Source organism: Frankia sp. CgJB1, assembly GCF_977947065.1.
In genome coordinates this window covers 1-7,291 of sequence record NZ_CDWTNB010000197.1, presented here as the reverse complement: position 1 = coordinate 7,291, position 7,291 = coordinate 1, and the positions used below count along the sequence as shown (strand labels likewise).

Annotated in this window: 9 protein-coding genes and 1 pseudogene; 1 reads left to right on the top strand and 9 read right to left on the bottom strand. The window is 71.0% G+C overall.

Translation table 11 applies throughout. The features are described 5' to 3' along the window. Positions 1-212 precede the first annotated feature (212 nt). Genes AC08OT_RS17675 through AC08OT_RS17665 form a run of 3 tightly spaced genes read right to left on the bottom strand, consistent with a single transcriptional unit; the run spans position 213 to position 1,311 of the window. Positions 213-740 (bottom strand): MFS transporter, encoded by a 528-nt coding sequence (locus AC08OT_RS17675; RefSeq protein WP_476593653.1) that lies wholly within the window; start codon positions 738-740, stop codon positions 213-215. Beyond that, positions 740-937, bottom strand: coding sequence for a hypothetical protein (locus AC08OT_RS17670; RefSeq protein ID WP_476593654.1), 198 nt, complete (start codon positions 935-937; stop codon positions 740-742). Before AC08OT_RS17670 ends, AC08OT_RS17675 begins: the two co-directional genes overlap by 1 nt. Continuing rightward, positions 934-1,311: an MFS transporter gene (locus AC08OT_RS17665; protein ID WP_476603058.1), complete on the bottom strand. Its 378-nt coding sequence runs from the start codon at positions 1,309-1,311 to the stop codon at positions 934-936. The genes AC08OT_RS17670 and AC08OT_RS17665 overlap by 4 nt, the downstream gene beginning before the upstream one ends. Before the next feature lie 265 nt (positions 1,312-1,576). On the opposite strand from AC08OT_RS17665, the gene AC08OT_RS17660 reads away from it, so the two are divergent. Further along, the gene (locus AC08OT_RS17660; RefSeq protein WP_476593655.1) at positions 1,577-1,915 is read left to right on the top strand and encodes a TetR/AcrR family transcriptional regulator C-terminal domain-containing protein; all 339 of its coding nucleotides are present in this window, start codon (positions 1,577-1,579) and stop codon (positions 1,913-1,915) included. On the opposite strand, the gene AC08OT_RS17655 is transcribed toward AC08OT_RS17660, so the two are convergent. From AC08OT_RS17655 to AC08OT_RS17630, 6 genes and pseudogenes are all read right to left on the bottom strand, one after another. Next, positions 1,912-3,135 (bottom strand): NtaA/DmoA family FMN-dependent monooxygenase, encoded by a 1,224-nt coding sequence (locus AC08OT_RS17655; protein ID WP_476603057.1) that lies wholly within the window; start codon positions 3,133-3,135, stop codon positions 1,912-1,914. The genes AC08OT_RS17660 and AC08OT_RS17655 overlap by 4 nt on opposite strands. Before the next feature lie 356 nt (positions 3,136-3,491). Further along, positions 3,492-4,139 (bottom strand): TetR/AcrR family transcriptional regulator, encoded by a 648-nt coding sequence (locus AC08OT_RS17650; protein ID WP_476593656.1) that lies wholly within the window; start codon positions 4,137-4,139, stop codon positions 3,492-3,494. Between the two features lie 76 nt (positions 4,140-4,215). Continuing rightward, on the bottom strand, positions 4,216-4,614 hold the full coding sequence (locus AC08OT_RS17645) for a PaaI family thioesterase (RefSeq protein ID WP_476593657.1): 399 nt from the start codon (positions 4,612-4,614) through the stop codon (positions 4,216-4,218). Positions 4,615-4,837: 223 nt separating this feature from the next. After that, entirely contained in the window at positions 4,838-6,013 is a 1,176-nt protein-coding gene (locus AC08OT_RS17640; RefSeq protein WP_476596064.1) for an HNH endonuclease signature motif containing protein, read from the bottom strand. Then, complete coding sequence (locus tag AC08OT_RS17635; protein ID WP_476603056.1) at positions 5,911-6,246, bottom strand: hypothetical protein; 336 nt, start codon at positions 6,244-6,246, stop codon at positions 5,911-5,913. The genes AC08OT_RS17640 and AC08OT_RS17635 overlap by 103 nt, the downstream gene beginning before the upstream one ends. 286 nt (positions 6,247-6,532) lie before the next feature. After that, a pseudogene (locus AC08OT_RS17630) lies at positions 6,533-7,171 on the bottom strand (MFS transporter); the annotation flags it as partial. Between the last annotated feature and the right edge of the window lie 120 nt (positions 7,172-7,291).

The window sequence follows — 7,291 nt, the reverse complement described above, 5'->3', positions numbered from 1 at the left end:
CCGACACTCCGGACCGACACTCCGGACCGACAGCCCGGACCGACAGCCCGGACCGACAGCCCGGACCGACACTCCGGACCGACAGCCCGGACCGACACTCCGGACCGACAGCCCGGACCGACAGCCCGGACCGACAGCCCGGACCGACAGCCCGGACCGACAGCCCGGACCGCGGAGAAGGGCGAAACCCACGAGGTCCGGGCCGCGCTGATTCAGCTGGCCGGGTCGGCGGATCGGCGTCCGGGCAGGTACCAGACCGCGAGGCCGATCAGGACGGCGACCGCGGCGCCCGTGGCGACGCCGTCCGCGCCGGTGAACAGGGTCAGCAGGACGGCGAGGCCGAGGGACCCGCCGACCGACAACGCGGACTGGAGCACGGCGGAGGTGACACCGACATCCTCGGGAGCGGTCTGCGACAGGACGATGAGGTTGAGCGGCACCACGGCCGCCCCGGTGCCCGCGCCCAGCAGGATGATCGGGGCGAGGACGTCGACGGCGTAGCGGCTGCCGGCGTCGAGCAGGCTGAGCCAGAGCATCGCCAGGATGATCACGGTGAAGCCGATGAGGGCCAGCGCCCGCGGGTTCAGGTGGGCGAGGATCCTGGGCACGGATCGGGCGGTCAGCAGCAGGGACACGCCGAACGGCAGGAACGCGAGCCCCGTGACGAGCGGCTCCAGGTCGAGGACCCGCTGGAGGAACTGGGTCAGGAAGAACAGGAAGCTCGTCAGCACGAACGCCATCAGCAGCAGGTCGACGAACGCGCCCGCCCGGCCCGGTGGGTGAGCACCCGCAGGGGGAGCAGGGGCGATGCCGCCGGCGACTCCAGCAGCGTGAAGCCCGCCAGGACCACCACACCGCCCGCCAGACCCGCGACGGCTCCCGGGTCCGTCCAGCCCGAGTCGGCGGCCCGCACGAAGCCGAACACCAGGGCCGTCATGCCGAGCACCGACAGGACCGCCCCCGCGAGGTCCAGGGCCGGCCGATTGGCCGCCCGAGGAGCGGGGGCACCACCCGGGCGGCGAGCACCGCGACGGCGAGGCCGATCGGAGCGTTAATCAGCAGCGTCCCCCGCCAGCTCGTGAGGTCGGTGAGGATCCCCCCGAGCACCATGCCGGCGGACGCCGCGAGCCCCGTCACCGTCGAGTAGACGGCGAACGCCCGTTGCTGGCGCACCCCGCTGAAGGTCGTCGCGAGCAGCGCGAGCCCCGCGGGGCCGGCCAGCGCCGCCCCGCCGCCCTGCAGGACACGGCCGGTGAGCAGCAGGCCCACGCCCGGTGCGAGTCCCGCGAGCAGGGACGCGGCGGCGAGCAGGCTGGTGCCCGCGATGAAGGTGGTGCGGTGGCCGAGTATGTCGCCGAGCCGGCGGACAGGCCCAGATCCGTCTGAAGATCGGGTAGCGCGACGGTGACGATCGTGCCGTCGAGCTGAAGCATGAACTCGGCGCCGACGATCGCCGCGAGGACGAGGCCGAGCACTCCCGGGGTGGTCTGCTCCAGTGCTGGCTGTTGATCCTGGAATGCCAGCTCAGCGATGAGGGCTGGGCGTTGCAGCGGTTGCTGTACGCTGAGGCCCCCACATGCCCGACCTGTACGACGAGGTGGTGTCGCTCGGGGGGCAGCCGGTCGTGAACGCCTTGGCCGGACGGCTCGCGCGGCTGGCGAACCGCGGGCATCTCGACGTCGATGATCCCGAGAGCGCCGCGAGCCAGTTCATGTCGCTCGTTGCCGGAGACCTCCCGGCGTTGTCGGCGCTGGGCACCCGGCCCATCCGCCCGGTCGACCTCGACGACGCCGTACGCATGGGCGTGCGGACCTTCCTGCGGGCCTTCGCGACCCGCCGGCACGCGCGGCCCGCCCGCTCGCGTCCGCCGCTCGCGGCGAGCCACCCGCCGCCCGGTCCTCTCCCTGTCGACTAACCGGCGGGGCTGTCTGGGCTATCTGGGCTGTCTGGGCCGGTGGGGTCGGCTGCGACGTCCTGCTGCGTGAAACGGTTGGGGGGGATCGGCAGACCGAGGGACTCACGGAAGGTTCCGCCGGTGTACTCGCGCTGGGTCAGCCCGCGTTCCTGCAGGATCGGGACCACCAGCTCGACGAAGGCCTCTAGACCGCGTGGCATCGCCTCCAGAAGCATGAAACCGTCCGCGGCTCCGGATGTGAACCATTCCTGCATGCGGTCGGCGATCTGCTCGGGCGTCCCGATGAACTCCCCGCGGGGGGTCACCGCCTCCAGCGCGACCTGGCGCAAGGTCAGCCCCCGTTCCCGGGCCATCTGCTTGATCCGACGGGTGCTGTCCTGGAAGCCGTCGTTGCCGATCTCACCCAGCTCGGGGAAGGGGGCGTCCAGGTCGTAGCCGCCGAAGTCGTGCTGACCGAAAATGAGGGAGAGATAGCGCAGCGCCTCGTCGGTGTTGACCAGGCCGGCCACCTCCTGGTAGAAGCGTTCGGCCGCCGCTTCGGTCGGGGCGACGAACACGGTGACCGCGATGAACAGCAGGGGCACACCCGCCGGCCGACCGGCCTGAAAGATCATCGGGTAGCCCTGCGGCGGCCGTTCGATGTTCAGCGGTCCCCGCACGGAGAAGTACTCCCCGCGGTGGTCGAGGGTGTGCAGCCGCGCACGGTCGAAGAACACCCCCGACTCCTTGTCTCGGAGCAGGGCGCCGTCCTCCCAGGAGTCCCACAGGCCACGCAGAACGTCGAGGTACTCGGCCGCGATCCGGTAGCGCGTGTCGTGTTCGGGGTGCTCCTCCTCGGAGCGGCTGAAGTTCAGCGCGGTTCCCGCCGGCGCGGAGGTCACGATGTTGATCCCGGCCCGGCCGGCGCTGATGTGGTCGACGGTGGCGAGTTGGCGGGCGATGACGAACGGCTCGCTGTAGGAGGTGGAGATCGTGCCGACCAGGCCGATGTGGCTGCTCGCCGCGGCGAGCGCGCCGAGCAGTGCGACCGGTTCGAACTGCGTCAGGTACTGCGGGGTGGACTCCGCGGTGACGTAGAGGGTGTCGGTGATGAAGACGAGGTCGAAGCGGCCGTTCTCGGCGGTGCGGATCCATCGCCGGTAGAGGTCGAAGTCGATGGCCCCGTCCGCCGGCACGTCGGGGTGGCGCCAGCCGGCGACGGTGCCGCCGACGCCGTGCAGTAACGCCCCGAGCCGCAGCCGACCCTTCCTCGCCGAGCCGTCCGGCGCCGTGTCGTCGCTCGCCAGGTCCTTCCCTTCTGGTGCATACGCTTGTGGTGCGTAATCGGTTCTCCTAATACGTAACCGGTACGTAACCGGCCGGGATGTCGGCCAGCCGGACGCCTTCGAGGCGGGGCAAGGTAGCCGGTCAGGCCCGTGCCAGGTGGTGCGTGCCGGGAATCAGCCGGGCAGGTTCAGCGTCCCGCATCGCGGTGCTATCCGCGGCCTCGTCGGGAACGGCCGGGCGTCGGTGGCGCGCGGGAACGCCGCCGCCCATGGCACCGCCTCCCCCCGGGTGATCCGTCGTGATCCGTCGTCTATGACACCGTACCGGTGTGGTGCTCTGTTTCGTAAGACCTCGGGGTATCACCGGTCGTCGGCCCGGACTGAACCCGCAGGCCATCGGTCATGATCGAGAGTAGGGGTCGGGCGTGGCCCGCCCGCTCCGGCGCCTGTTCCCGGATCCAGCCGATAGCGGTCACGAGAGAGATCACCTCCTCGATCCGCACGTCCGACCGGACGTCGCCGGCCCGCTGGGCCCGGACGAGGAGTGCCAGCGTCGCCTGCTCGAGGGAGTGGCAGGACGCGTGCAGCTCCGTCTCCTCGTCGCGCACCATGGTGAGCAGCCTGGCGGCCACCCCCCGGTAGGTCGCGATGTGTGCGATCAGTTTGTCAAGCCAGCCGAACAGTGCCGCGCCCGCGTCCGGGGCGTCCAGCAGCCGGTCCACCTCGTCGAGTAGCGCGGCGGCCCGGTCCTGCAGCAGCGCCTCGAGCAGCGCGTCCCGGTTGGGGAAGTGCCGGAAGAGCGTGCCGATTCCGACCCCCGCCTGCCTGGTGACCTCGTTGAGGGAGATGTCCCTGTCGCTGCCGGCGAAGGCGTCCCGGGCCACCTCGAGGATCCGCTCGCGGTTGCGGCGCGCGTGCGAGCGCATCGGCCGGTCCGCCGTCTTCACGCTGCTGGCCATGTGCACCTCCGGGGGCTCGGCCGTACACTCCTTCGAGCCTACGGAAGCCTGGTCGTCACGAGGGGCGTGCCGGTGGTCAGCGGCGCGCGACGGTGCCGAGCGCGGCGGCGCAGAGCCGTTCCCCGTCCCCGTACCCGCCGCGGTCGAAGACCTCGCAGCGCACGGTGACCAGGGTGGAACCGGCATGGACGACCTCGGCGCGGGCGATGAGCTCGTCGCCCGCGCCCCCCCGGATATAATTGATCTTCATCTCGGAGGTCAGGACGGCGTCCCCCGCGATGCTGCCGGCGGCGAAGGTGAGGGCCGTGTCGGCGGCGTAGCTCAGCGCCCCGCCGTGCTGCTGGCACAGATGATCTCCGAGTGGGATGGTCAGCTCGGCCACCCCTGCCTCGAAGCGGCTGAGTCGGGCGCCGAGCAGCCGACTGAAGGGCTGGGCGGCGAGTAGCTCGCGGGCCACGGCGATGTCGGGCGTCATCGGCTCTCCAGGAAGGTGTGCCTACCGGCGGGGTGCCTACCAAGCAGTGTGGGCCTTGGGAGGTTCGTGGGTCGTCAGGGACTGGGCGCGGGTGGCGGAGGGGTGCCGACACGATTGGTAGTGGTCTCGGCGGCGGACTGATGATCTGGGCCGTGGCCGGCTGCGGTCGGCTGAGCCACTGGTTTCGCCTCGCTGCTCGCCTGAATCCGGTGCGAAGCGATGGCTATCCGCCGGGCGCGGTGTGTAGGAGGTCGGCGGTATGTCGTGAATAGGGGTTGCGGCGGGGTTTTCGTGCGGGGTCGATCCAGGGTGGGGGAAGGAACTCGGGCCGGCGGTCGGGGCCGAGCCGGACGGTCCAACCCTGGTGGTGCACGAACCGGTGATGATATCCGCACAGCAATACCAGATTGTTGAGCGAGGTTTCTCCGCCGTCTATCCAATGACGAACATGGTGAATTTCACGCCACGACGACGGACGATCACACCCCGGATGCGCGCAGCAGACATCGCGGGCGATGACGGCGCGACGCAGATCCGCCGGTGCGGTCCGGTAGGCACGACCGACATCCAACGGAACGCTGGCCGCATCGAACAGCACCCGGCCGACCGAGGCGTCGCAGGCCAGGCGGCGCAGCACACCGGCCGGCAGCGGCTGACCCCAGCCGGTCGAGGCCGGAGGCCCGCCGTGGCCGAGCAGCGCCGCCCACGGCACGGTCACCGTCAGATGCGGGCGCACCCCACCGGTCACGGGCAGAACGCCGGCACCGAGCACGCGGTGGAACAGCTCGACGAAGGCGTCGGCACGCCGCCGCGCCGGGGAACGCGGATCGGCGGCGCCGTCATCGCCGGGGCGGGGTCCGGCCAGCGGATCCAACGCCGAACGCAGCAGGGCGGCGGCCTCGGCATCAAGGGTGCCGCTGATCCGCGTGATCCCGCCCGGGAGGTCGGTCAACCACAGACCCCGCCGGTCCGCAGGATCACCACCGGGACCCGGCACACCGTCCCGGTTGTCCGTGCCGCTCCGACTGTCCGTGCCGCCCGCACCGTCCTGGCTGTCCGGGTCGTTGTGGTGACCGTTGTCGGTGGGCCCGTCGCCGCCGGGGCTGGTATCGATCTGGGTGAGCTGTTCGCGCAGGTGCCGGCTGAGACGGGCTAGCTCCGCGGGGTCGAACATCCCGGCCAGCTCCAGCAGCGAAGCCTCCGCGGCGGTATACACCTCGGCGCCAAGGCCGCGCGGCAGGGAACGCAGCGCCAGGTGGATCTCCCACGCTTGCTCTACAGTGATCACACCGGCGGTCAGGGCGGCGCCGGTCGCGGCCAGCGGGCCATCCACGGCAATCGCGAGATCGAGCAGACGCCGGGCGTCGACGGGACGCATCCGCAGCCGTTCCCGCAGCAACGCCGCTGTACCGGCCGCGCCCTCCCGCGCGGACAGGTTCCGTCCCGCGCCAGTGCGAGCCGCACCGCGGCCAGGCGGGCCAGCTCCACCGAACAGTCGTCCAGGGCGCCGTACAACTTGGCGTCCGACAACGACCACACCGGCGCCTCCACCAGGCCACCCACCTGACCGGCCACCCCCATCAACCCGGACAGCACCCGATGCTGCCCGGCGGCGGGATCGGCGGCGGTCATGGATCAAGCGTAGATCACCCCACCTCGGATGTCGAACCTATGTTCGATTACCGTTACTCAGTGCTGTGGTTGCCAAGCGGGCAGGAAGGCCGTTTCGTCCATGCGTGACGGGCAGGGCGGTGCGGGTCACGTCGAGGGTGACGCACCTTGAGGCGGTCGGCCGTGGCGGAGATCCGCGGTACCCGCTTCTCGGGACTCCACTGGTAGGCGACGGTGGACAGGTGCGGGCGGCCGGCCGGTCGTGCGCTCGGTGATGCTCAGCGGCTCGTGTGCGCGGCAGTTCACCTCACCGGGCGGGCCGGCGCAGCACGGCGAACGCGACGGCGAAGGCGGTGGCGAGCAGTCCGAGGCCGACGGTGAAGGCCAGACGGTATCCGCCGGTCAACGCCGTGGCCCGGCTCTCGCCCCGGGCGAGCAGTCCGTCGGTGCGGGCGGCGGCCAGGGCGGACAGCACCGCTACGCCCATCGCCATGCCGATCTGCTGGGCGGTGTTGAACAGGCCGGAGGCGAGTCCGGCGTCGTCGTCACCGGCGCCGGACATGCCGAGCGTCGTCAGCGCCGGCAGGGCGAGCCCGAAGCCCGCGGTGAACAGCATCACCGGAAGCAGGTCGGTGAGGTAGTGCGCGTGCACGGGTACGCGGGTGAGCAGCCCGAGAACCCCGGCGAGAAGCACCAGCCCCGCCAGCAGGACGGTGTGTTCCCCGAGGCGGGCGATCAGCCGGGCGGACACGCCCAGCGACACCGCGCCGATGACGCCCGCCGCCGGGAGCATCGCGAGGCCGGTCTTGGCAGCGCTGTAGCCGAGTACGTTCTGCAGGTAGAGGGCGACGAGGATCTGGAACGAGAACATCGTGGCGACCATCAGAACCTGGATCAGGTTGGCGCCCGCGACCCCGCGTGATCGGAGAATCCGCAACGGCATGAGCGGGGTCCTCGCGGTAGCTTGACGGGGTAGAGAACATTAGCGATGGCGATCATGCCCTCTGCATCAGGGGACGTCGTGGCCGCCATTTTGATTTCTGTGTTCCTGAGAGCCTGTCCTGGG